Raw genomic sequence first — 20,795 nt, 5'->3', positions numbered from 1 at the left:
GAGCGGCGAAAGGGAACTAAAAGGGGCAGAAGAGGCCGGGATGGAAGTAAGGCGGAGGGACAAGAAAGGTGTAGGCGAGGCTGGCCGCGGTCAGACATAGGAAAACCCGCTGTCGCTCCTCCAAGGCGGTGGCTAGTACTTACTAGTAGCGCTAATGCCTACTAGTGCCTTCGGAAAACAACAGCGGGTGTGTCGGCCCGGCTTGCAGGCCAGCCAGGATGACCCGGCAAGTGTGGCCACCCGAGCCAGCGCCGCAGAAGCTAGTGTGGCCAGCCAACTAGCCGGCTGGCCCCGCAACAGCGTCAGTACTTAGTTTTCGCCTACTTGTCGCGGTCGGTGTTTGCCATAGCCAGGACGTCGAGACGCTTATCCAGCTCCTCCTCGGTCAGCTTCTCGCCGTCGACAAAGCCCAGGTCGATAACAGTCTGACGGATGGTCTTGCCTTCCTTCAGAGCAGTCTTAGCAACCTTCGCCGCAGCCTCGTAGCCAATAGCAGAGTTCAGCGGGGTGACGATGGACGGGGAGGACTCAGCCAGAGTGCGCATACGCTCCTCGTTCGGCTCGATGCCGTCGACCAGCTTCTCCGCAAATACGCGGGCGGTGTTGGCCAGCAGCTTCGCAGACTCCAGCACGTTGCGGGCCATCATTGGGATGTACACGTTCAGCTCGAACGCACCCTGGGAACCGCCGAAGGCAACGGCAGCGTCGTTACCGATGACCTGTGCAGCGACCTGGGTTGCAGTCTCACACAGAACCGGGTTGACCTTGCCCGGCATGATGGAGGAGCCCGGCTGCAGGTCCGGCAGGTGGATCTCGCCCAGGCCGGTCAGCGGGCCGGAGCCCATCCAGCGGATGTCGTTGGCGATCTTGTTCAGGGAGACAGCGATGGTGCGCATAGCGCCGGAGAACTCAACCAGGCCATCGCGGTTAGCCTGTGCCTCGAAGTGGTTCTCTGCCTCGCGCAGCTGCTCCACGCCGGTCAGCTTCACCAGCTCGGCGGTCACGTTGGCGCCGAAGTCAGCCGGGGTGTTCAGACCGGTGCCGACTGCGGTGCCGCCGATCGGCAGCTCACCCAGCCGGGGCAGAGTGGCCTCAACGCGCTCGATGCCTGCCTCGATCTGGCGGGCGTAGCCGGAGAACTCCTGGCCCAGGGTTACCGGGACGGCGTCCATCAGGTGGGTACGGCCGGACTTCACGACCGTCTCCCACTCCTTGGCCTTCTTGGCCAGGGACTCCTGCAGCACCTTCAGACCCGGGATCAGGTCGTTGACGGCAGCCTGGGTTGCGGCTACGTGGGTGGCAGTCGGGAACGTATCGTTGGAGGACTGACCCATGTTCACGTGGTCATTCGGGTGGATCTCCACGCCGTTGTTCTTGGCGATGGAGGCGATGACCTCGTTGGTGTTCATGTTGGAAGAGGTACCGGAGCCGGTCTGGAACACGTCGATCGGGAACTCAGCGTCGTGCTTGCCCTCGCCGATTTCCTTGGCGGCGGAGATGATGGCATCCGCCTGCTCGTCGGTCAACAGGCCACGGTCCTTGTTCACCTGCGCGCAGGCCGCCTTCAGCAGACCCATCGCGCGGATCTGTGCGGACTCCAGCGGACGGTCGGAGATCGGGAAGTTCTCCACCGCACGCTGCGTCTGCGCACGCCACAGAGCCTTCGCGGGAACCTTAACCTCGCCCATCGTGTCGTGTTCAATGCGGAATTCTTGCTCGGTCATTCTTTCATCACCTTTATCTTCTAAGCTTTTTGACGCCTCCCGCTTCGAACCCACCGAAGGACTCAAAGTCGGGAACCGTGGGAAAGCGGATTGTCTTTCGTGCCCCGCACGGACACCGCCCAATCTACCTAAAAGGCCTGCTGTACGGCGGCGGCGTGGGGGCGTCATAAAAAGAGTTAGTTACGGGTGTAATCCAGCACGGAGTAGGACTGCAGCTTCGCCAGCTGGTGCTGCGACTCGATGAAGCGGATTGTGCCGGAGCGAGAGCGCATAACCAGGGAACGGGTGGTGGCGGAGTTCTGGTGGTAGGAGACACCGCGCACCATGTCGCCGTTGGTCACGCCGGTGGCCACGAAGTAGCAGTGCTCGGAGTTCACCAGGTCGTTGGTGGTCAACACGCGGTTGAGGTCGTGGCCTGCGTCGAGAGCCTTCTGGCGCTCGGCCTCGTCCTTCGGCCACAGCTTGCCCTGGATCTCGCCGCCCATGCACTTCATGGCGGCGGCGGCGATAACGCCCTCCGGGGTGCCGCCGATGCCCATCATGATGTCCACGGAGTTGGTGGAGGTGTCCTGGGCAGTTGCCACAGCACCTGCCACGTCGCCGTCGCCGATCAGGCGGACCTTCGCGCCGGCCTCGCGGATTTCGCGGATCAGATCCTCGTGGCGTGGGCGGTCCAGCACGACGACGGTGATGTCGCCCGGGACGGTGCCCTTGGCCTTGGCGACGGCGTTGATGTTGTCGGCGACCGGAGCGTCGATGTCCACCTTGCCCACGGCCTCCGGGCCGACGGCGATCTTCTTCATGTAGAACACGGCGGACGGGTCGTACATGGATCCGCGCTCGGCGGCGGCGATTACGGAGATTGCGTTCGGGCGGCCCTCGGCCATCAGGGTGGTGCCGTCAACCGGGTCGACTGCGATGTCCACCGCCGGGCCGTTGCCGGTGCCGACCTGCTCGCCGTTGAACAGCATCGGGGCTTCGTCCTTCTCACCCTCACCGATCACGACAACGCCGTCCATTTCCACGGAGTTGATCATCTGGCGCATCGCATCCACGGCTGCGCCGTCACCGGATTCTTTCTGTCCACGGCCAACCCACTTGCCGGAGGCGAGGGCGGCGGCTTCCGTCACGCGGACCAGCTCCATCGCCAGGTTGCGGTCCGGAGCCTCCGGGTTGGGGGAGACAGCAGGGATGTGCTCAGTAGACATGATCTTCAAGCTCTTTTCTGTTGCTGATTGGTGGCTGATAGGTAATTGTTTCCACTCTTCTTCCATTGTGCCTCATTTACCCCGGGCGCTGTCTGATGCTGCGCCTTATGTTTCGCCGTCCAGCCCTGCCTAGGGTTGGGTTCCGCCCTGTGCAGGGCTGATTTGGCCAGGCCAGCGGTGGCAATGCGATAATGGCGGGCGTGCAGATTCAAAAACCCCGTGCGTTTCAATCCACCAAGGACATTGTGCTTTCCCTGGTGGTGCTGTTGGTTGCCATGTTCCTGACGGTCGGGTTTACGGGCCTGTGCTCCTATAACCCTGGAGAGGCTGATCGCTCGGGCCCTGTGCAGGAGGTCGACAAGGATACTGTGCTGCAGATGGATGCCCGGACCTTCGACTTCCCGATCCGTAATCCGGAGATGCCGGAAGGCTGGGTGGCCAACTCCGCCCGTCGTGTGATGGTCGGCGGCGAGCCGTCGAGCCTGGTCGGTTGGGTTATTAACGGGGAGAACTACATTTCCTTGACCCAAACCGGTGCCGACTTTAAGGCTGCTTCTCAGCCTGATGATTCCGTGCGGGAAGAGACTGGCACGGAGACCACGGGGGACGTCGAGTGGCACGTCTTCACCGGCGAGGATGCTCGCCCGCTGTGGGTTGCTGACCTGGGGGATGTGCGCTTGGCTATTGAGGCGATGGCCTCCCACGAGCAGACTCGCACTGCCGCGGAGAAGATCGCTGCGACGGAGCCGATCGACGTCACCGACGCTTCCGACGCTGACGCTAACGAAGCGACCGTCGAGCCCAGTAGCGGCGAAACAGCTAACTAGCCCCTGGCGCTAGCTCGCACGCTAGCTCTCGCTCTGCGCCGCGGCGTTGCGGGCCTCGCGCTGTTGTAGGGCTTGCTCGATGCGCTTGGACGCGCCGTTGAGGTAGTCCTCGCAGTACGCGGCCAGCTCCTCGCCGCGTTCCCAGTAGTTCAGCGACTCGTCGAGGCTCATCTGCCCGAGCTCGAGGATCTTCACGACCTCCACCAGCTCGTCGCGTGCCTGCTCGTAGCTCAGCTGGTCGAGCGGGCGAAACTTCTGCTGATCGCCGTTGTTGGTGTTGTTAGTGCCGTTGCTGGTGTTGTTGTCCGCCATCGTTTTACGCCTCTCCTGTGCTGTTCTCGGTGCTGTCGGTACTGCCGGTACTGTCTGTCGTGTTGCTGTTTCTATTCATGACGCCCCCAGGCGCCGCCTGCACGCCCATTGCCGCGGCCGTGATGGATCCGTCGGGGACACGGATGCGAAGCTGCGAACCGGGGTCAACCTGATCCACCGTGGTGACCACTTGGGCTCCCGACTTGTCGCGCGGAATAACCTGCACGATGGAATAGCCACGCGCGAGGGTCTGGGATGGCCCCAGGGCGTTGACCTGTGCCTTCAGCGACTCGATCGAGGAACGCAGTGAGCGGACATGCACCCCCAGGGCACGGTCCTTGCGCTGCAGAGCTTCCGCGATGATGTCCTTCTGGCGGGTGACCGGCAGGCTGGGATCCGCCATCACAGGCCGGGTGCGGATCTGCGCCAGCCCCTTACGTTCGTGCGCCACCCAATTACGCAGGGCCCCGGCGCCGCGCTGGCGTGCTTCGCTGATGATTCGCAGCTCCTGAACCACATCCGGGACTACCGTCTTGGCCGCATCTGTGGGAGTGGCCGCGCGTACGTCGGCCGCGTAGTCCAGCAGGGGATTGTCCGGCTCGTGCCCGATGGCCGACACCACTGGGGTTCTCAGTCGGGATACTTCGCGCACCAGTGCTTCCTCGGAGAACGGCAGCAGGTCTTCCACCGAACCACCGCCACGGGCGACGATGATTACGTCGACCGCCGGGTCTTGCTCCAGTTCGTGTAGAGCATCGACGACCTGCGGAACCGTTTTCGGGCCTTGGACGGCGGTGTTAATCACCCGAAAGCGCACTGCGGGCCAGCGGCGCTTGGCCACCTCCATCACGTCCCGCTCCGCCGCCGAACCACGACCGGTAATCAAACCAACGGTGGTGGGCAGGAAGGGCAGGGGAGCCTTCAGGCGGGGATCGAAAAGTCCCTCGGCGAACATGGCCTTCTTCAGCTGTTCGATCTGCGCGAGTAGCTGGCCGATACCGACCTGCCGGATTTCCGTGACCCACAGGGAAAAGCTGCCGCGCTTGGAATAGAACGATGGCTTACCGTGCACGACGATGCGGTCGCCGTCTTTCACTGGCGTGGCCAGGTTCTTCAGCGCGCTCGTCTCCACGGTCAGGGAGACCGAAGCTTCCAGGTTCACGTCGCGCAGAGTGATGTAGGAAAACCGCCAGGTACTCTTCATGTTTACCTGTGTGACCTGGCCTTCGACCCAGATGAACCCCAGCCTTTGGATCCAGTTCTTCACCTGGTCGTTTAGCTGCCCGACCGCCCACGGGGCCTCAGGGGAGTTTGGAACACTCATGGTTAAGCATTCTAAATGACGGCCCGGACGCCAGGGGATGGGCACTGTCAGGTACTTCCATTACGATGGGGCACATGACTACCCCAACTACCGAGGCAACTGCCGATACTAAGAAGGTTTATCTAGCTGCCCCGCGCGGTTATTGCGCCGGAGTCGACCGCGCCGTCGAGTCCGTCGAGAAGGCTTTGGAAAAGCACGGTGCACCGCTGTACGTACGCAAGGAAATCGTGCACAACAAGCACGTTGTGAAGACTTTCGAGGATCGCGGCGTGATCTTCGTCGACGAGACCTCGGAGGTCCCTCGCGGTTCCAACGTGGTGTTTTCGGCGCACGGTGTATCGCCCGCGGTGCACGAGGAGGCACGCCAGCTCGAGCTGAAGACTTTTGACGCCACGTGCCCGCTGGTCACCAAGGTTCACCACGAGGTCACTCGCTTCGCTAAGCAGGGATACCAGATCATCCTGATCGGCCACCACGGCCACGAAGAGGTCGAGGGCACCGCGGGTGAAGCCCCGGACGTCGTCCACCTGGTCGACGGCGAGGAAGACGTGAATGCACTGGACTTCCCGGAGGGCACGAAGCTGGTGTGGCTCTCCCAGACCACCCTGAGCGTGGACGAGACCATGACCACCGTGAAGCTGCTGCGTGAGAAGTTCCCGCACATCCAGGATCCGCCGTCCGATGACATCTGCTACGCCACCCAGAACCGCCAGGTAGCGGTTAAGGCCATTGCGCCGAAGGTGGAGCTCATGATCGTGGTCGGTTCGCAGAACTCCTCCAACTCCAAGCGCCTGGTGGAGGTTGCCCTGCAGCACGGTGCGCAGGATGCCCACCTGGTGGACTACGCGGAGCAGGTCGATCCCGCTTGGCTGGATGGCGTGACGCACGTCGGCGTGACCTCAGGCGCATCGGTGCCGGAGATCCTCGTTCGCGGTGTGCTGGAGCTGCTGGCGGAGAAGGGCTATGGCGAGGTGGAGGAAGTCACCACCGCCACGGAGGATCTGATCTTCTCCCTGCCACGCGAGCTGCGTCCGCCGCGCACCCAGAAGTAAAACGCGATGTAAATCGCCAAAGGGGGGGGGTAGAACTAGCCCCCGTCTGTTTAGTCGCGCTCGTCGTCGAGGTAGCGCTTGGGGGACATGCGCCGCTCCGGGAAGGGGACCCGGCGGCGCTGAGCGTTCTCGCGCAATTCTTCAGAGCTGCGGGTTACCCGCTTGGCGCTAGAACGGACGTCATCGCTGCCGGAGCGTTCTTCGAACCGCAGGAACTCCTCGTCCCTATCGAAACTCCTGTCGGAATCCCTATCCAAGCTTCTGGCGGCGCGCTCCTGATAGGGGGCAGGAACCGAATCCCCGCCCCGCGGGATGCGGGTAATACGCTGTGTCGTCCGCTCTGAACGCTTCCGCGGTTCGTAGCTGGGGGCGTCATCAGAAGAACGAGTACTTCTGCGCGCGTGGCTCCGAGCATGCGAACGCTCCTGTGCGCGACCGTAGGTCTCAATGTTGCTGCGGTCGGATTCGCTGCGACGACGGCGCTGCATCTCCAGCTTCGCGGCCTTGCGGGTGAGGGACTCGCGGAAGTTCCACCAGCGGAAAATCGCGATGCCCAGCGCGACGAGGAAGGGGATCAGCAGCCACAGGTAGTGCTCAATGGCGGGGTAAATAGAGGTGATGACCTTCGTCTTCCGGCTGGCAATCGTCGCCCTACCGGAACTGAACCAGCCAATCAAAAGCGATCCGAACAGGTAAAACAGTGGGAACGACGCGACGGTGATGAACAGCCCGCGCGGCTCGACGAAGATGGTAGAGGCAATCATCCCGACTGCGAAGAGTCCAAAGAAAAGAGTCGGGATTGTGGTATCGCCATTGGCGAGAACCAGGCCGGTGAAAACGATGGCCAGCATCACCAGCGCGGGCGCCCAGACGGGGAACCAGTGCGCCGGTGAATCATCGTGCGTCACCTCAGCCATGCCGCGGTTGCGTACGCCACGCTGCACGGAGCGGCTATTGCTTCTGTGTCGGCTGCTTTCGGTCACGGGGTAATGCTACTTCTTTGGCTCGCTCTACTCGTTATTGCCACGGAGGGACTTATAGATTGACTGCACCCTATCGCGGATCTGTGCCCTCTTGTCGCTGAGGGATGACGCCCCCTCGCCTCCGTCGGCCGCCGCCTCCGCAGGATCGTCGCTGCCTGCTGTGGCGGTCGTGGTCTCGGAAGAATCGGCAGAATCAGTCTTGTCGGAGCTATTCAGCATCATTGCCTTGCGCAGCTCCTGCCAGCGTTGGGCGGCACGCTCCGACTGTTCGCCTGTGAGGGAACCGGCGGTGGTAGCAAATTCGATGTCCTGGGAGGTTTTCTCGCCCGTGGCGAGGTCCGTCAGGTCGCCCATGTAACGCAGGATCACGGCGATCATAGCGGCGCACGGCACGGCCAGGAAGGCACCGATGATGCCGAAGAGGGTGGAGCCCAGGGTGACGGAGAGCAGGATGATGACAGGGTGAACGTTCATCGCGCGGGACTGCAGCACCGGCTGCAGGATGTTGCCCTCTAGCTGCTGGACGGCAATGACCAGGAGCAGTGCCATAACGGCGGTGTTGAAGTCGACTGCCACCAGCGCGATCAACACGGACAGAGCACCTGCGACGAATGCACCGACCATGGGGATGAAGCCGCCGAAGAACGTCAGGATAGCCAGCGGGCCGGCCAGCGGCACGTTCAGCAGGACGAGGCCCAGGCCGATGAAGATAGCGTCGATGGCGGACACGATGGCCTGGGTGCGGATGAAGCCGCCCAGGGTGTTCCAGCAGCGAGTCAGGACCTCGGTCAGGTGCCAGCCGACGCGGCGGCCCGTCACGCGGCGCAGCATCGGCAGGAAGTTCTCTCCGTCCTTCAGGAAGAAGAACGTCAGCACCAGCATCACGAAGAGAGTGACCAGCAGGGAGGCAGTCTCCGTGCCGAAGGCGGCAATGCTCGTAGCGATGTCGCCGGACTTGTTCTGTAGCCAATCGGTGATCTGCTGGACACCGTCGTTGAACTGGCTTTCCTGCAAGTTCACGGGAGGGCCTTGCAGCCAGTCCTGGATTCGGCCGATGCCGTCGCTGGCCTGGTTGACGATCGTCTTGCCCTGTTCCACGGCACTAGGTGCGATGGCGGCGAAGGTGCCGATGATGAGGGCGAAGAAGCCCAGGATAGAAATCAGCACAGCCAAGCTGTTGGGGATCTTCAACTTGCGGAGCAGGCGCACGACCGGCCACAGCACGGTACATACGATCACCGACAGGCAGACCGGCAGAATGCCAGCCCAGAGCTTGCCGAACACTTGGAATCCCAGGTACAGCGCCGCGGCGATGATGATAAAGCGCAAGCACCAGCCCGCAAACCAGCGACCGGTGGTGCCGATGACCTCCGCGCGGTCGCGCAGTTCAGGGTTTAGCTCCTCATCGATGGGAGACTTCTGAGCAGGCTTCTTAGCCTTCTTCTTAACCTTTGCCGCGTGCGAGCGAAGCCCAGGGCGGTCGTCGGCTTCCGTTTCCCCGTCCGGTTCGTGATCTTTGGTCAACGGCTTTTCCGTTCCTGTCGTGGCGCGGGCAGTGTTGCGCTCCTGGACGTAGGCATCGCCCTTTTCCTCCACAGTGGGGGTCGTCTCCGCTCGCTTGTCCTCGACCAGCTCGGCCTCGGGGGAGTGGGGGTTTACCGTTGGGTGCTTGGCGGCTTCCGGTTCGTCAGCGAACTGACCGTGGCCGAGGCGCTCTTCGTCCCTATCGTCCCCCGGGATAGGAATGTTTTCCGTATCCATTCGATGGGAACCCGCGATGAAGTCTGCAAAGTCACGGCCATCCTTATGAGGAAAGGACCTGTTGTGGGGGTTCTGGGAGTTCATTCTCCCTATTCTGCCTCACGCAGGTCCAAAACGGGAGTTTATAACGCACCCCGGGGCGTGTTGATAGGCGGCTTAACGCGCCGCAGAGGATGTGTTCACCCTGAGCAGGGATTCATTGTCCGTGCCGGGTGCAGTTCCCAGCTCGCCGGTGGTGGCGTCATCCGTTTTCGCGAGCATAAGAATCGCTGCAACGAGCCCGCCCCAGATCACGAGAATGAACAGGGCCATCAGGAGAATTGCGGGGCCGGTCATGACAGTTCCTTTCCATTGTTAGAGCCATTGTTAGAGCCGGGAGCAGAGACAGCAGCGGCAGTCGCGAGCGGATTCGGAGTGTTCTTCGGTCGTCCCTTTGGTGGCACGCCGTAGTCCGAACTCGGCAGACCATCGAGGAACAGGTTGCCGCGGAAAGGCACGAAGCTCCATACCACCGCGCCGAGGCCGATGATGATGAGCACCAACCAGCCGTAAGCGAAGATCGTCCCGGATGCGTATCCCTCGTAGCCTTCGGAGAGGAGAGTACGGATCTCCTCGAACAGGAAGTACAGCAGCACCGCAGGGGTGATGGCGAACACGCAGGCCTGTCACACAACACCCAGGCGCAGCTCCGAAACAGCGTTGAGGTGCTGCGCCATCTCGTTACGGCGCCCCTGGATCCAGCCAATGCTCAGAACCGCGGCGACGGCACAGATCACGATGCCCAGGTTGTTGGTGAACTTGTCCATGATGTCCAGGGTGATCAGACCAGACGTGGTGGAGAACAGCAGGCAGGAGACGACGGCCATGACGCCACCGATGGTGATGGAGGCGACCTCACGGGTCAGGTTTAGCTTGTCCTTCACGGCGGAGATAACGACCTCCATGATGGAGATCAGCGACGTAATACCAGCCAGGAACAGGGAGCCGAAGAACAGCACGCCGAACAGGGGCCCGGCTGGCATTTCATTGATGATGGTCGGGAAGGCGATGAATGCCAGGCCGATGCCGCCGGAGACAGATTCCTCGACGGAGGTGCCCGACTGTGCAGCCATGAAGCCCAGGGTGGCGAACACGCCGATGCCGGCCAGAACTTCGAAGGAGGAGTTGGCGAAGGCCGTCACCATACCGGTGCCGGTGAGGTTCGTGCGCGGCTTGAGGTAAGACGCATAGGTAATCATGATGCCGAAGCCGATGGACAGGGAGAAGAAAATCTGACCGTAAGCGGCGATCCATACGGAGGTATCGGACAGGACGCTCCAGTCCGGGGTGAAGAACGTGTTCAGGCCGTCGGCGGAACCTTCGAGGAATAGGGCTCGGACCACCATAACGACGAAAAGGACGATCAGCACCGGTACGAAGAACATGGTGACGCGGCCGATACCCTCGTTGATCCCGCGGGCAAGGGTGAAGATACAGACCACCCATACTGCGGCCATGACCAGCAGAATCGGGATGACGAAGTCGCCTGTCCAGGCGGAGGAATCGTCAACCTTCAGGAAGTCGCTCATGAAGTAAGACTCTGCGTCTTCACCCCACGTCTTGCCAATGGACTTCCAGGTGAAGAGGCCCGCCCAGGCGATGATGGCAGCGTAGTAGACCGCAATGAAGAAGTTCACGCCCACCTTCAGCCAACCGATCGGCTCGGCGTACTTGCTGGTACGGCGGAATGTCAGGGGAGTGGAACCGCGGAAGCGGTGGCCCATGGCGAGGTCGAACCACAGTAGTGGAATGCCCGCGGTGAGTAGTGCAACCAGGTAGGGAATCAGGAAGGCGCCGCCGCCGTTTTCGTAGGCGACGTAGGGGAAGCGCCAAATGTTACCCAGGCCGACCGCGGAGCCGATTGCGGCCATGATAAACACGAGGCGGGTGTTGAATGTTTCTCGTCTCTGACGGGGACTGGCTTCAGGCGAGGAAGATGAAGTGGTCATTGAGGTGCAACTTTCTAGCAGGCATCTCGCAAGGCGAAGAGTTAACAGAAGAGGCTTAATGGGTGGTAAAGCCTCAAGGTTTTCTAAGGTGCATTCACTATATGACCGTTGAAAGGTTCTGATAGTGGGTTTCCACAATTCTTTTCCGAGATTGACTAACCGATGAAGAGATGGGGGTAGTTTCTTTGGGGTGTCTGGGGGTAACTGGGACGTCCATAGGTGGGCAGCGGTGGGCGTCAAAAAGAAACAATAAGTATGGCAATAGAGGCAATAGAAAGGGCGCATTGGAGGCAGCGACGGCCGGGCGATAGGATGGGGCACGTGACTCTTACTCTTGGAATTGTTGGCCTGCCCAACGTGGGCAAGTCCACGCTGTTTAACGCCCTGACCCGCAACGATGTTCTGGCTGCGAACTACCCGTTCGCGACCATTGAGCCCAACGTGGGGTTGGTGGAGTTGCCGGACCCACGCCTGACGCGCCTGGCCGAGATCTTTGAATCCGAGCGCATCCTGCCCGCGACAGTCTCCTTCGTGGACATCGCCGGCATCGTGAAGGGTGCTTCCGACGGCGAGGGTATGGGTAATGCCTTCCTGGCGAACATCCGCGAGGCGGACGCGATCTGCCAGGTGGTGCGTGCGTTCTCTGACGACAACGTGATCCACGTCGATGGACGTGTGGACCCCGCCAGCGACATTTCCGTCATTGAGACGGAGCTGATCCTGGCCGACCTGCAGACGGTGGAGAAGGCTCTGCCGCGCCTGGAGAAGGAAGCGCGGAAGAACAAGGATCTGGCCGAGCAGGTCGAGGGGGCTAAGAAGGCGCAGGAGATTCTGGAGGATAGCCGTACTCTGTCGAGTGCCGCGGCGCAGGGGGAGATCGACCTGGCGACCGTGCGCGACCTGCACTTCCTGACGGCCAAGCCGTTCCTGTACGTGTTTAACTCCGACGAGTCTGTGCTGACCGACGAGGACAAGAAGGCAGAGCTGCGCGAACTGGTAGCCCCGGCAGATTGCGTGTTCCTGGACGCCGCGACAGAGGCGGACCTGCTGGAGCTGGACGACGAGGAGGCGGCTGAACTGCTGGAATCCGTCGGGCAGACCGAACCGGGGTTGCAGACGCTGGCAAAGGCTGGCTTCGCGACGCTGGGCCTGCAGACCTACCTGACCGCTGGGCCGAAGGAGGCCCGCGCGTGGACGATCCACCAGGGTGACACCGCCCCGCAGGCGGCCGGCGTGATCCACACGGACTTCGAGAAGGGCTTCATTAAGGCTGAGATCGTGGCCTTCGAGGACCTGGACGAGCTCGGTTCCATGGCGGAGGCTCGCGCCCACGGCAAGGTGCGCCAGGAGGGTAAGGACTACGTGATGGCCGACGGCGACGTGGTCGAGTTCAGATTTAACGTGTAGTGCTTAACCTCTGCGATGAACTCTTTGATCCCGGGACGTGATGAGGACTGGGGCTATTGTGCTCCCCCGAACGCTACAGCCCGGGGACACGAGGCTGTGTCGCAGGTGCAAGCGAGAGGACCAGGAGCGAAACACAGACCGCTGAGTCGACGCAGTCACGGTAAAGACGGAGCCGTCTAGGCGGTGCTCGAGGTTGCGCGAGATACGGTGACGCTGGGCGTCGGTAAGCGATGCGCATTCGGCGACATCGATGGAAAGCTGGACTTTGCCGTCCGTCGTGTTGACGCCCTGGCCGCCCGGAGTCGACGATTTCGCGAAACGCTCCGCGAGATCGGCGGCGATGACCGCACCGTCGGGGATCCCCGGGCCGGGCGCTATGGTCATGTCGTTCATGCCGCCCAGCCTAGGTGCCCACAACCCTTTCTCGTCTCGGCGGAAGCGGAGACCGCGTCGCGACGGCCGGGATCCAGCCTCAGTATTATCCTCGTCACCGGTTGATTCGAACGCTTTTTGCTCCTCCTTCTCCCGTCGGGCTTCGATTTCAGCGGCCTCCGCAGGTGGCAGTGATCGCTGGATCCGCTCGAACTACCGGTTCCGATCAGCGGTCGAAGGATTTTCGCAGCAGCCGGACCTGCGGCGCCGGTGCCGCCGCCGTAGCCTGACGAGCATCCCCGCCATGACGGCCATCACGACGGCGGTCCCGGCACCGATGATCCAGGGATTACCGAGGAGCCCACCGACGCCTGCGAGTGCTCCGCCCGCCGCGATGAACGGCAGGCCGCAGCAGAGCAGCGACGGAAGCGCGCAGCATGCCAGCAAGAGCAGCCCGGTCACTGCAGCGACGACGGGACCGGCGCGCCATTCGTCGCGGTCCTGATCGGCGCTCATCGTCTGCTTCAGGATGAGATCTCCCCGATTGCCTGCGTTGCCGTTCATGCGCAGCACGACAGCAGCGACGGGTCGGTGGTGAAGGCCTTCGCGGCGATCCGGATGCCCTCGGCCATGGTCAGGTAGGGGGCCCAGGCGTTGGCGACCTCGGCGACGGTCCTGCCGAGCACGTGGACGCCTGCGGCGGCGAGCTCCCCGGCGTCCTTGGCGACGGCGGTCAGGCCGAGGATCTCTTTCGTCTCGGCGTTCACGACGATCTTGATGAACCCGCGGGTGTCGCGGTTCACCAAGGCGCGGGGCACGTGGTGCAGGGGCAGGACGCGGCAGTCGCAGCGGATCCCCGCGGCGAGGACGTCCTTCTCGGTCATCCCGACCGCGCCGATCGCGGGCCCGGTGAACGTCACCCGCGGCAGGCGGGCGTAGTCGACGGACCGGTCGGCGTCGGCGAACGCGTTCTCGGCGACGAGGGTGCCGTGGTGGGCGGCGACGTAGACGAACTCGGGGTGCCCGGTCACGTCGCCCGCGGCCCAGACCCGCGGGTTCGAGGACTGCAGCCGGTCGGAGACGACCACCTCGCCGGAGTCTCCGGTATTCACCCCGACCGCATCGAGGTTCAGGCCATCGGTGACGGGACGGCGTCCGAGGGCGACCAGGACCTGGTCGGCGCGGAACTCCTGCGAGCCGCCGGACAAGGCGGCGGTCACGACGGCCTCGCCTCCCGTGCCGCGGGAGACCCGGGTGGGCACTGCGCGGCTGACGACGCGGATGCCCTCGTCGGCGAACACCTCCTGGAGCGCCTTCGACACCTCCGGCTCCTCCTTCGAGGCGAGCCGGGACCGCACGAGCAGCGTGACCTGCGAGCCGAGGCGGGCGAACAGCTGCGCCTGCTCCAGGGCGACGTAGCCGCCGCCGAGCACCAGCAGCGACTCGGGGACCTCCGTCAGCTCCATCGCCGTGGTCGAGGTCAGGTATCCGGTCTCCTCCAGGCCGTCGATCGGCGGTGCCCACGGGCGAGAACCAGTCGCGACCAGGTAGTGGTGGGCCTCGATGGTCTCGACGCTTCCGTCGGATCCGGCAACATCGAGAACCGGCGCATCAGGGGTGCCCACGAACGAGGCGTCGCCGCGGAGGACCTGCCAGCCGTAGGAGTCGGCGACGTCGGCGTACTTCTCGCCGCGCAGCGACTCCACCAACGCTTGCTTCCCAGCGATCAGCGCGGGCATGTCGACGGGATCCGCCGTCGTCGCGATCCCGGGGAACCGGGTTGCGGCGTCGACCGCGACGTGCCGCGCGCCGGCCGCGGCAATGAGCGCCTTCGACGGGACGCAGCCCGTGTTCACGCAGGTGCCGCCGAGCGTCCCGCGCTCGATCATCACCACCGACTTCCCGAGCGTGCTGGCGCGGATCGCAGCGGCGAACGCGCCGCCTCCCGATCCGATGATGGCGAGATCGTACTTCGTAGGCATCGCTACTCCTGTCAACTCTTGGCTTTCTGCTCTGTCTCAGCCATACTGGACCTTCCAGTGCAGGGGAAGGTCAAGCGCGGCCACGGAGGGAGACAGCAATGTGGATCGGAGAACTCGCCGAGAGGGCGGGCACTACCGCGAAGACCCTTCGCTTCTACGAGGAACAGGGCCTTCTACCCCCGACCGAGCGCACGCCGTCCGGATACCGCGACTACGCGCCCGAGATGGTCGCTCGGATCGACTTCATCCACCGCGGCCAGGCCGCGGGCCTCACCCTCGCCCAGATCCGCCAGATCCTCGACATCCGCGACGGCGGCCATGCGCCCTGCGGGCACGTGCGCGACCTGCTTGACGTGCGCCTCGCTGAGATCGAGCAGCAGATCGCGCAGCTCTCCGTGCTGCGCGACACTATCGCGGACCTTAGCCAGGACGCCGCGCACCCGGATCCTGAAACGTGCAGCACCGATCAAGTGTGTAGGTACTTGTAGACGGCGGGAGTCAATGACTCAAACGCTACAACCCCGATATGCGCTAGCGCATGTCGATGCCGCCGGTGCCCACCTCGATGATTTTGGTGGTGGCCGCGATAGCACACAGCAGCGGCATCGGGGCGGAGGCCTGCAGCGCGAAGTGGTGGACTCGGAAGGACGCGTTGTTCACGCCGATTTCGTCCGCAGCCTGGGTGATCTCCAGACGAGTCTTGGCGATCTTTTCCGCAGATGGCCCGCACTAGCTGCCGAAGGCGTAATGCCCGAAGCTTAAGAAGCCGATCGCTTTCATTGAATAACACTCCTTTTGATGGTGTTAACGAGAGGGGGTAACTTTGCAACGACATACCGTTGAGTTCAAATTTAACGTGTAACGTTATTGACGCTTCGCGTTATGGGGGATAGGGTGAAGCATGATCCAGTCGTTCGCTGACAAGGACACTGAGCGTCTGTGGAATCGAGAGCGGGTTCGCTCGATCGATTCCCGCATTCACTCAGTAGCGCTGCGTAAGCTTCGCCAGCTTGGGTACGCGCAGACTCTTGATGAGTTACGGATTCCCCCGGGAAACCGGCTTGAGGCGTTGAAAGGTGATCGGCGGGGTCAGTTCAGCATTCGAATCAACGACCAGTGGCGGATCTGTTTTCGGTGGTCCGCTGCGGGGCCAGAGGAGGTTGAGATCGTTGACTACCACTGACAAGCTCCCTCCGGTTCACCCCGGTGAGATCTTAATGGAGGACTTTCTCAAGGGAATGGGGATCACCCAGCACAAGCTCGCCGTCTCCATCGGCGTTCCGCCCCGCCGGATCAACGAAATTGTTCACGGTAAGCGCGCTGTAACCGCTGACACGGCCCTTCGTCTAGCGAAGTTTTTCGAGATGAGCCCCCAGTTCTGGCTCGGGTTGCAGACCCAGTACGACCTGGATGTGGCAGAAGACAAAATCCTCGCCGAGATCGAGCGGATTCAGCCGGTCCAAGCTGCTTCGGCGTAGGCCGCACCTAGGGAATTTGGGGCCGTTGCCTCATCGCTTTCAGCTCCGAGCGCCGCTTCTTTGCTTCGAGACGGCGCCGTACCGAGCCCCTCGTCGGCTTCGTTTTGTGCCGCGGGGGAGGGGGCGGAGCTAGGGCCTCGCGCAACAGGGCGGCCATGCGTTCGCGTGCCTCAGCTCGGTTGCGCACCTGCGACCGCTGGGTCGACGCAGACACGGTGAGGACGGAGCCGTCCAAGCGGTGCTCGAGGTTGCGCAAGATGCGGCGGCGTTGGGCGTCGGTAAGCGATGCGCTTTCAGCGATATCGATGGAAAGCTGGACCTTGCTGTCGGTCGGGTTGACGCCCTGGCCGCCCGGACCCGACGACTTCGCGAACCGCTCCGTTAGGTCGGCAGCGGCGATGACTGCACCGTCGGGGATCCCCGGGCCGGGCGCGATGGTCAGGTCTTTCATGCAGCCCAGTCTAGGTGCCCTACGAGTCGTTCTTGTCTCGGCGGAAGCGGAGGCCGCGTCGCGACGGACGGGGTTCGGCCTCAGAATTATTCTCGTCGTCGGTTGAGTCGAGTGCTTTTTGCTCTTCCTTCTCCCGTCGGGCTTCGATTTCAGCGGCCTTCGCAAGTAGCCGGTCGTCGTTCATGTCGCGAATTTTCTCGGTGGCTTTCTGCGCCTGATCCACCGCAGCCTGACGGGCGCAGTTCGCGACATTGACTGTGTCTCCCGCTAGCGACATCACAGATTGACGCCAGCCTTGGACCTAGAGACGCTCCGCGTAGTGTAGCTAGTCCCCGGGGTTACCCACGCAGAACTCGTTGCCTTCCGGGTCCTGCATGACAGTCCACACCAATCCCGGCGCCTCGTGGGTGGTGAGTTCGGTAGCGCCTAGGTCTTTGAGGCGTTCTATTAAAGTTTCGCGCTCCGCCCCGCCAACGTCGATGTGCATGCGGTTTTTCCCAGGTGTCGGATCCTTGACGCGCTGAAATCCCAGCGCCGGGGTGGAATCAACCATCACAAAATCGCCGTAATCCGCGGCGATTTCGCATCCGGTTGCGGCGGACCAAAACTTGGCGAGCTTTGAGGGATCGTGGCAGTCGAAGGTGATCTGCCGGATCGTGAGATTGGCATCATTCATGGTCTCTATTATGAGGATGGGATCTGACGCTTGCTACGTGCATTTCTAAATAGCATTCTTTAGCGCTTCGCGGATTGCCTGGGACCGTGACCATCCGTGGGCGGCTGCGTATTTGTCGAGGTCCAAGATTTCGCGAGGAGAGAGCCGAATGGAGATAACCTTCGCAGTATCTTCGTTGCGAGGTTTCCTTCCTCGTCGACGAAGTATTTCTACGTCGTAGCCTTTCTCGGCTTCGGTTACCCACGCATCGATTTGCTCTTCGCTGACTGGCTTTCCGTTGATAGTTTTCATGAACATAATCGTAATACGGAAAAGGGCTTGGCGGCTCGGGGGAGGTTATAGTCTTTCGACAATCCGTGGAGTTCAAGTTCAACGTTTAACGCGGGCAGCCACCGCCGGATTCTCGGTGGCGATTCCGGCCCGAACCTCGGGGACATTGTCGCGCTTCCTCATTTACGTGAGCTCCGCGACTCCGGCCAGCTCACCGCTACCCCCATCTTCGATAGCTTGAGCGAGCTCGACCACGACCATCTGATCTGGTGCACTGGTTTCCGTCCGGCCCTCAGTCCATTCCGCCACCTCATGCGTGGCCGCGAAACCGCAGTGAAGAATCTGCATCTAGTCGGTTATGGCAACTGGACCGGCGACGGATCGGCAACCCTGATGGGTGTGGGGCTCTTTGCCAAACACACTGCCCAGGTAGTCGCGGACCGTGTCGATGAAGCTCGGCAGCAAAAGTTTTGAGGCGACGCTTGGTCCCTGAGCAGCTCGATCCTTCCAAGATCCGCGCTGGAGAGCCAGCGCGCTGGGCGAAGGTGTGTCTCAGCGCTTCGCTTGCGCAGCCCGCAGGCCGTTCAAGATGACAATGACTTCAGCGACCTCGTGAACCAATACGACGGCGGCCAGACCCAGCACGCCGCTGATCGCCAGCGGCATCAACACGATGATGATGGCCAGAGACAGCACGATGTTCTGGTTAATAATCCTGCTGCCTCGACGGGCGTGCTGCAGCGCCTGCGGGATCAGTCGGAGGTCGTGGCCGGTGAAGGCGACGTCAGCGGACTCGATTGCGGCGTCAGAGCCGGTCGCTCCCATCGCTATGCCCACCGTCGCGCTCGCCAGCGCAGGAGCGTCGTTGATGCCGTCGCCAATCATCGCCGTCGGCGTCTTGGAGGAGAGTTCGGCGACGATGCTTGCCTTGTCCTCTGGGCGAAGCTCGGCGCGCACGTCGTCGATTCCGGCGATTTCAGCCAGCGCCCGGGCGGTGCGAGTGTTGTCGCCGGTGAGCATGCTCACTTCCACGTCGTTGGCGTGCAGGGTCTGCACGGCTTCGGGCACCTCGGGCCGCAGCTCGTCGCGGACCCCGATCGCCCCAGAGAGGGCGTCATCGACGGTGACAAGGACGCAGGTCTGGCCCTCGGACTCCATGCGCTCAACGTCTGCCTTTAGTGGCCCGGCGTCGATCCACCGGGGGCTGCCCACCAGCACCCGTCGACCTTCGACAGTGCCGCCGATGCCATGTCCGGCTTCCTCGCTGATGTCCTGGGCGGCGGGCGCTTCGGGCACCGCTGCCGCGATCGCCGCAGCGAGGGGGTGCGTCGATTGCTGCTCAACTGCCGCCGCGAAGGCAAGCACCTGCGCCGGATCGAATCCGTCTGCCGGGACCACGTCGGTAACCTCGGGCTGGTTGCGGGTAAGGGTTCCGGTCTTGTCCACCGCCAGGTGACGGATGCCACCGAGTCGCTCGAACGCCGCGCCGGACTTGATGACCACGCCGAACTGGCTGGCCGCGCCGATGGCGGCTACGACCGTCAGCGGCACGGAGATTGCCAGCGCACACGGGGATGCTGCGACCAGGACCACCAACGCTCGGGTGATCCACGTCTCGGGGTTGCCCAGCAGCGAGCCGATCACGCCGACCAGCACCGCCAGGATCATCACCCCGGGCACTAGGGGTTGGGCAATTCGGTCGGCGATCCGGGCGCGGTCGCCCTTTTCCGCCTGCGCCTGCTCGACGAGGTCGACGAGTGTGGTCAGCGAGTTGTCCGTTCCAGCTGCGGTCGTCTCGACCTCCAGCACACCGGCGGAGTTGATCGCTCCCGCGGGTACCTCGTCGCCGGGCGCAACCTCCTCCGGAATGGATTCTCCGGTGATCGCTGAGGTGTCAAGGCTGGAGCGTCCGGACCGAATGATGCCGTCCGTGGCGATCCGCTCCCCGGGGCGTACGACCATTAGCTCGCCAACCTCAAGGTCCTTCGCAGCGACCTCGGCCGTAGTACCGCCGCGCAGCACGGTCGCGGTTTGCGGTACCAGCTTCAACAGTGCCCGCAGTCCGCCTTGGGCCCGGTCCATTGCCTTGTCTTCCAGCGCCTCGGCGATCGAGTACAGGAACGCTAGCGCCGCGGCCTCTCCGACGTAACCGAGGATTACCGCGCCGACCGCGCTGATCGTCATCAGCAAACCAATGCCGAGCTTGCGCTTCGTGACAAGGTTTCGGATCGCGCCGGGCGCGAACGTATACGCCCCTAGCAGCAGGCCGACCCAGAACAGTACTGTCGCGGGTGTCTCTACCCCGGACCAGTCCAGCGCCAGACCTATGCCGAGGGCTACGCCGGAGAAGATCGGCAGTAGCAACTCGGGGTCCTTCCACCATGGCCGATCGAGTTCTTCGATCTCTGTGGCGGGTTCGTGTGCGCATCCACACGCCGAGCTCATGCGTCCGCTCCCTTCTCGCCGCAGCCGGGCACCGAGCATTCAGGGTCGATGCACGGGGCGTTTTCGTCGACAGCCAACGTCGCGTTCACCAGCGCGTTGAGCGCTGCCGCGAGGTGCGGATCGGCGATTTCGTAGCGTGTCTTGCGGCCCTCCGGCTCGGCGACGACGATGCCGCAGTCGCGCAGGCAGGTCAGGTGGTTCGAGACGTTCGAGCGGGTCAGGTCCAGGTCGCGCGAAAGCACGGCCGGGTAGCTCGGGCCGTCGAGTAGTGTCATCAGGATTCTGGAGCGCGTCGGATCCGCCATGGCCCGGCCGAGCCGGTTCATGACGTCGAGGCGTGAAACAATGGTCAGCATGTGCTGAACAATACATCGTGTGCTGAACTATTCAAAATGCGCTGAACTGACAGTTACGCGAAGGTCCTGCGACCTGCAAGAATTAGTCGATGGGATAGCAGATGACTGATCCTTTGTGGTTCGGCTGCCACCCAACGCGGGAGCGACGTGGGCGGCGAGGTTCTCGAGAAAGTAACTTT

Annotated in this window: 22 protein-coding genes and 3 pseudogenes; 7 read left to right on the top strand and 18 right to left on the bottom strand. The window is 62.8% G+C overall.

The genetic code is table 11. The features are described 5' to 3' along the window. Positions 1–320: 320 nt before the first annotated feature. Both MHX66_RS04210 and glpX read right to left on the bottom strand, forming a co-directional pair. On the bottom strand, positions 321–1,724 hold the full coding sequence (locus MHX66_RS04210; RefSeq protein ID WP_049049125.1) for a class II fumarate hydratase: 1,404 nt from the start codon (positions 1,722–1,724) through the stop codon (positions 321–323). Positions 1,725–1,900: 176 nt separating this feature from the next. Beyond that, positions 1,901–2,932: a class II fructose-bisphosphatase gene (gene glpX, locus MHX66_RS04205; RefSeq protein ID WP_035012344.1), complete on the bottom strand. Its 1,032-nt coding sequence runs from the start codon at positions 2,930–2,932 to the stop codon at positions 1,901–1,903. Positions 2,933–3,123: 191 nt separating this feature from the next. On the opposite strand from glpX, the gene MHX66_RS04200 reads away from it, so the two are divergent. After that, positions 3,124–3,759, top strand: a complete 636-nt coding sequence (locus tag MHX66_RS04200) for a DUF4245 domain-containing protein (RefSeq protein WP_239200254.1) — start codon at positions 3,124–3,126, stop codon at positions 3,757–3,759. Positions 3,760–3,780: 21 nt separating this feature from the next. Here the strand turns inward: MHX66_RS04200 and MHX66_RS04195 are convergent, their stop codons facing one another. Together MHX66_RS04195 and xseA are read right to left on the bottom strand one after the other, a co-directional pair. Then, positions 3,781–4,071, bottom strand: a complete 291-nt coding sequence (locus MHX66_RS04195; RefSeq protein ID WP_239200251.1) for an exodeoxyribonuclease VII small subunit — start codon at positions 4,069–4,071, stop codon at positions 3,781–3,783. 4 nt (positions 4,072–4,075) lie between these two features. Beyond that, entirely contained in the window at positions 4,076–5,395 is a 1,320-nt protein-coding gene (gene xseA, locus MHX66_RS04190) for an exodeoxyribonuclease VII large subunit (RefSeq protein WP_239200248.1), read from the bottom strand. Between the two features lie 65 nt (positions 5,396–5,460). Here xseA and MHX66_RS04185 point away from each other — a divergent pair, with 65 nt between their 5' ends. Beyond that, positions 5,461–6,447 (top strand): 4-hydroxy-3-methylbut-2-enyl diphosphate reductase, encoded by a 987-nt coding sequence (locus tag MHX66_RS04185; protein ID WP_049049122.1) that lies wholly within the window; start codon positions 5,461–5,463, stop codon positions 6,445–6,447. A 50-nt stretch (positions 6,448–6,497) separates the two neighbouring features. On the opposite strand, the gene MHX66_RS04180 is transcribed toward MHX66_RS04185, so the two are convergent. The 4 genes and pseudogenes from MHX66_RS04180 to MHX66_RS04165 form a co-directional block, all read right to left on the bottom strand. Next, the gene (locus tag MHX66_RS04180; protein WP_035005771.1) at positions 6,498–7,430 is read right to left on the bottom strand and encodes a DUF6542 domain-containing protein; all 933 of its coding nucleotides are present in this window, start codon (positions 7,428–7,430) and stop codon (positions 6,498–6,500) included. A gap of 27 nt (positions 7,431–7,457) precedes the next feature. Beyond that, a complete protein-coding gene (locus tag MHX66_RS04175) occupies positions 7,458–9,275 on the bottom strand; it encodes an AI-2E family transporter (RefSeq protein ID WP_239200245.1) in 1,818 nt (605 codons plus the stop codon). Positions 9,276–9,347: 72 nt separating this feature from the next. After that, a complete protein-coding gene (gene metS, locus MHX66_RS04170; protein ID WP_239200242.1) occupies positions 9,348–9,527 on the bottom strand; it encodes a methionine/alanine import NSS transporter subunit MetS in 180 nt (59 codons plus the stop codon). Next, a pseudogene (locus tag MHX66_RS04165) lies at positions 9,524–11,179 on the bottom strand (sodium-dependent transporter). Before MHX66_RS04165 ends, metS begins: the two are co-directional and overlap by 4 nt. A 321-nt stretch (positions 11,180–11,500) precedes the next feature. On the opposite strand from MHX66_RS04165, the gene ychF reads away from it, so the two are divergent. After that, on the top strand, positions 11,501–12,586 hold the full coding sequence (gene ychF / locus MHX66_RS04160; RefSeq protein ID WP_239200239.1) for a redox-regulated ATPase YchF: 1,086 nt from the start codon (positions 11,501–11,503) through the stop codon (positions 12,584–12,586). Between the two features lie 3 nt (positions 12,587–12,589). On the opposite strand, the gene MHX66_RS10605 is transcribed toward ychF, so the two are convergent. The 3 genes from MHX66_RS10605 to merA form a co-directional block, all read right to left on the bottom strand. Then, complete coding sequence (locus MHX66_RS10605) at positions 12,590–12,979, bottom strand: peptide chain release factor I (RefSeq protein WP_370646268.1); 390 nt, start codon at positions 12,977–12,979, stop codon at positions 12,590–12,592. A gap of 192 nt (positions 12,980–13,171) precedes the next feature. Further along, positions 13,172–13,522, bottom strand: a complete 351-nt coding sequence (locus tag MHX66_RS04155) for a hypothetical protein (protein WP_005293255.1) — start codon at positions 13,520–13,522, stop codon at positions 13,172–13,174. Then, positions 13,519–14,940, bottom strand: coding sequence for a mercury(II) reductase (gene merA / locus MHX66_RS04150; protein WP_034978272.1), 1,422 nt, complete (start codon positions 14,938–14,940; stop codon positions 13,519–13,521). The genes MHX66_RS04155 and merA overlap by 4 nt, the downstream gene beginning before the upstream one ends. Positions 14,941–15,038: 98 nt before the next feature. Between merA and MHX66_RS04145 the strand changes: the two genes are divergently transcribed. Continuing rightward, entirely contained in the window at positions 15,039–15,428 is a 390-nt protein-coding gene (locus tag MHX66_RS04145; RefSeq protein ID WP_239200236.1) for a heavy metal-responsive transcriptional regulator, read from the top strand. Between the two features lie 46 nt (positions 15,429–15,474). Here MHX66_RS04145 and MHX66_RS10540 read toward each other — a convergent pair. Further along, a pseudogene (locus MHX66_RS10540) lies at positions 15,475–15,720 on the bottom strand (alkane 1-monooxygenase); the annotation flags it as partial. A gap of 121 nt (positions 15,721–15,841) precedes the next feature. On the opposite strand from MHX66_RS10540, the gene MHX66_RS04135 reads away from it, so the two are divergent. Both MHX66_RS04135 and MHX66_RS04130 read left to right on the top strand, forming a co-directional pair. Beyond that, positions 15,842–16,123 carry a type II toxin-antitoxin system RelE/ParE family toxin gene (locus tag MHX66_RS04135; protein ID WP_005290974.1) on the top strand — a complete coding sequence of 94 codons (282 nt, stop codon included), beginning with the start codon at positions 15,842–15,844 and terminating at the stop codon, positions 16,121–16,123. Between the two features lie 34 nt (positions 16,124–16,157). Further along, the gene (locus MHX66_RS04130; protein ID WP_049049231.1) at positions 16,158–16,418 is read left to right on the top strand and encodes a HigA family addiction module antitoxin; all 261 of its coding nucleotides are present in this window, start codon (positions 16,158–16,160) and stop codon (positions 16,416–16,418) included. 7 nt (positions 16,419–16,425) lie between these two features. On the opposite strand, the gene arfB is transcribed toward MHX66_RS04130, so the two are convergent. The 4 genes from arfB to MHX66_RS04110 are packed head-to-tail and all read right to left on the bottom strand — an operon-like array spanning position 16,426 to position 17,836. Beyond that, the gene (gene arfB, locus MHX66_RS04125) at positions 16,426–16,869 is read right to left on the bottom strand and encodes an alternative ribosome rescue aminoacyl-tRNA hydrolase ArfB (protein ID WP_035005746.1); all 444 of its coding nucleotides are present in this window, start codon (positions 16,867–16,869) and stop codon (positions 16,426–16,428) included. A 19-nt stretch (positions 16,870–16,888) separates the two neighbouring features. Then, positions 16,889–17,149 (bottom strand): hypothetical protein, encoded by a 261-nt coding sequence (locus MHX66_RS04120; RefSeq protein WP_239200233.1) that lies wholly within the window; start codon positions 17,147–17,149, stop codon positions 16,889–16,891. Positions 17,150–17,194: 45 nt separating this feature from the next. Continuing rightward, the gene (locus MHX66_RS04115; RefSeq protein ID WP_035005743.1) at positions 17,195–17,545 is read right to left on the bottom strand and encodes a VOC family protein; all 351 of its coding nucleotides are present in this window, start codon (positions 17,543–17,545) and stop codon (positions 17,195–17,197) included. A gap of 45 nt (positions 17,546–17,590) precedes the next feature. After that, positions 17,591–17,836: a CopG family ribbon-helix-helix protein gene (locus MHX66_RS04110; protein ID WP_080716819.1), complete on the bottom strand. Its 246-nt coding sequence runs from the start codon at positions 17,834–17,836 to the stop codon at positions 17,591–17,593. Between the two features lie 114 nt (positions 17,837–17,950). Here MHX66_RS04110 and MHX66_RS04105 point away from each other — a divergent pair. Further along, a pseudogene (locus MHX66_RS04105) lies at positions 17,951–18,289 on the top strand (pyridine nucleotide-disulfide oxidoreductase); the annotation flags it as partial. Positions 18,290–18,367: 78 nt separating this feature from the next. On the opposite strand, the gene MHX66_RS04100 reads toward MHX66_RS04105, so the two are convergent. Both MHX66_RS04100 and MHX66_RS04095 read right to left on the bottom strand, forming a co-directional pair. Next, positions 18,368–20,260, bottom strand: a complete 1,893-nt coding sequence (locus tag MHX66_RS04100) for a cation-translocating P-type ATPase (RefSeq protein WP_239200230.1) — start codon at positions 20,258–20,260, stop codon at positions 18,368–18,370. Then, the gene (locus MHX66_RS04095; protein WP_005293231.1) at positions 20,257–20,616 is read right to left on the bottom strand and encodes a helix-turn-helix transcriptional regulator; all 360 of its coding nucleotides are present in this window, start codon (positions 20,614–20,616) and stop codon (positions 20,257–20,259) included. Before MHX66_RS04095 ends, MHX66_RS04100 begins: the two co-directional genes overlap by 4 nt. Positions 20,617–20,795 lie beyond the last annotated feature (179 nt).

The sequence above is a fragment of the Corynebacterium sp. ACRPH genome, assembly GCF_022347285.1.
Classification (GTDB): Bacteria; Actinomycetota; Actinomycetes; order Mycobacteriales; family Mycobacteriaceae; genus Corynebacterium.
Note: the sequence above shows the minus strand (reverse complement) of the source record. Positions and strands in the feature narration are given on the sequence as shown.

Coding starts and splice junctions, on each gene's coding strand:
- MHX66_RS04210 (WP_049049125.1), bottom strand. CDS start 1,724: ATGACCGAGCAAGAATTCCGCATTGAACACGACACGATGGGCGAGGTT.
- glpX (WP_035012344.1), bottom strand. CDS start 2,932: ATGTCTACTGAGCACATCCCTGCTGTCTCCCCCAACCCGGAGGCTCCG.
- MHX66_RS04200 (WP_239200254.1), top strand. CDS start 3,124: ATGGCGGGCGTGCAGATTCAAAAACCCCGTGCGTTTCAATCCACCAAG.
- MHX66_RS04195 (WP_239200251.1), bottom strand. CDS start 4,071: ATGGCGGACAACAACACCAGCAACGGCACTAACAACACCAACAACGGC.
- xseA (WP_239200248.1), bottom strand. CDS start 5,395: ATGAGTGTTCCAAACTCCCCTGAGGCCCCGTGGGCGGTCGGGCAGCTA.
- MHX66_RS04185 (WP_049049122.1), top strand. CDS start 5,461: ATGGGGCACATGACTACCCCAACTACCGAGGCAACTGCCGATACTAAG.
- MHX66_RS04175 (WP_239200245.1), bottom strand. CDS start 9,275: ATGAACTCCCAGAACCCCCACAACAGGTCCTTTCCTCATAAGGATGGC.
- metS (WP_239200242.1), bottom strand. CDS start 9,527: ATGACCGGCCCCGCAATTCTCCTGATGGCCCTGTTCATTCTCGTGATC.
- MHX66_RS10605 (WP_370646268.1), bottom strand. CDS start 12,979: ATGAACGACATGACCATAGCGCCCGGCCCGGGGATCCCCGACGGTGCG.
- MHX66_RS04155 (WP_005293255.1), bottom strand. CDS start 13,522: ATGAACGGCAACGCAGGCAATCGGGGAGATCTCATCCTGAAGCAGACG.
- merA (WP_034978272.1), bottom strand. CDS start 14,940: ATGCCTACGAAGTACGATCTCGCCATCATCGGATCGGGAGGCGGCGCG.
- MHX66_RS04145 (WP_239200236.1), top strand. CDS start 15,039: ATGTGGATCGGAGAACTCGCCGAGAGGGCGGGCACTACCGCGAAGACC.
- MHX66_RS04135 (WP_005290974.1), top strand. CDS start 15,842: ATGATCCAGTCGTTCGCTGACAAGGACACTGAGCGTCTGTGGAATCGA.
- MHX66_RS04130 (WP_049049231.1), top strand. CDS start 16,158: ATGGAGGACTTTCTCAAGGGAATGGGGATCACCCAGCACAAGCTCGCC.
- arfB (WP_035005746.1), bottom strand. CDS start 16,869: ATGAAAGACCTGACCATCGCGCCCGGCCCGGGGATCCCCGACGGTGCA.
- MHX66_RS04115 (WP_035005743.1), bottom strand. CDS start 17,545: ATGAATGATGCCAATCTCACGATCCGGCAGATCACCTTCGACTGCCAC.
- MHX66_RS04110 (WP_080716819.1), bottom strand. CDS start 17,836: ATGAAAACTATCAACGGAAAGCCAGTCAGCGAAGAGCAAATCGATGCG.
- MHX66_RS04100 (WP_239200230.1), bottom strand. CDS start 20,260: ATGAGCTCGGCGTGTGGATGCGCACACGAACCCGCCACAGAGATCGAA.
- MHX66_RS04095 (WP_005293231.1), bottom strand. CDS start 20,616: ATGCTGACCATTGTTTCACGCCTCGACGTCATGAACCGGCTCGGCCGG.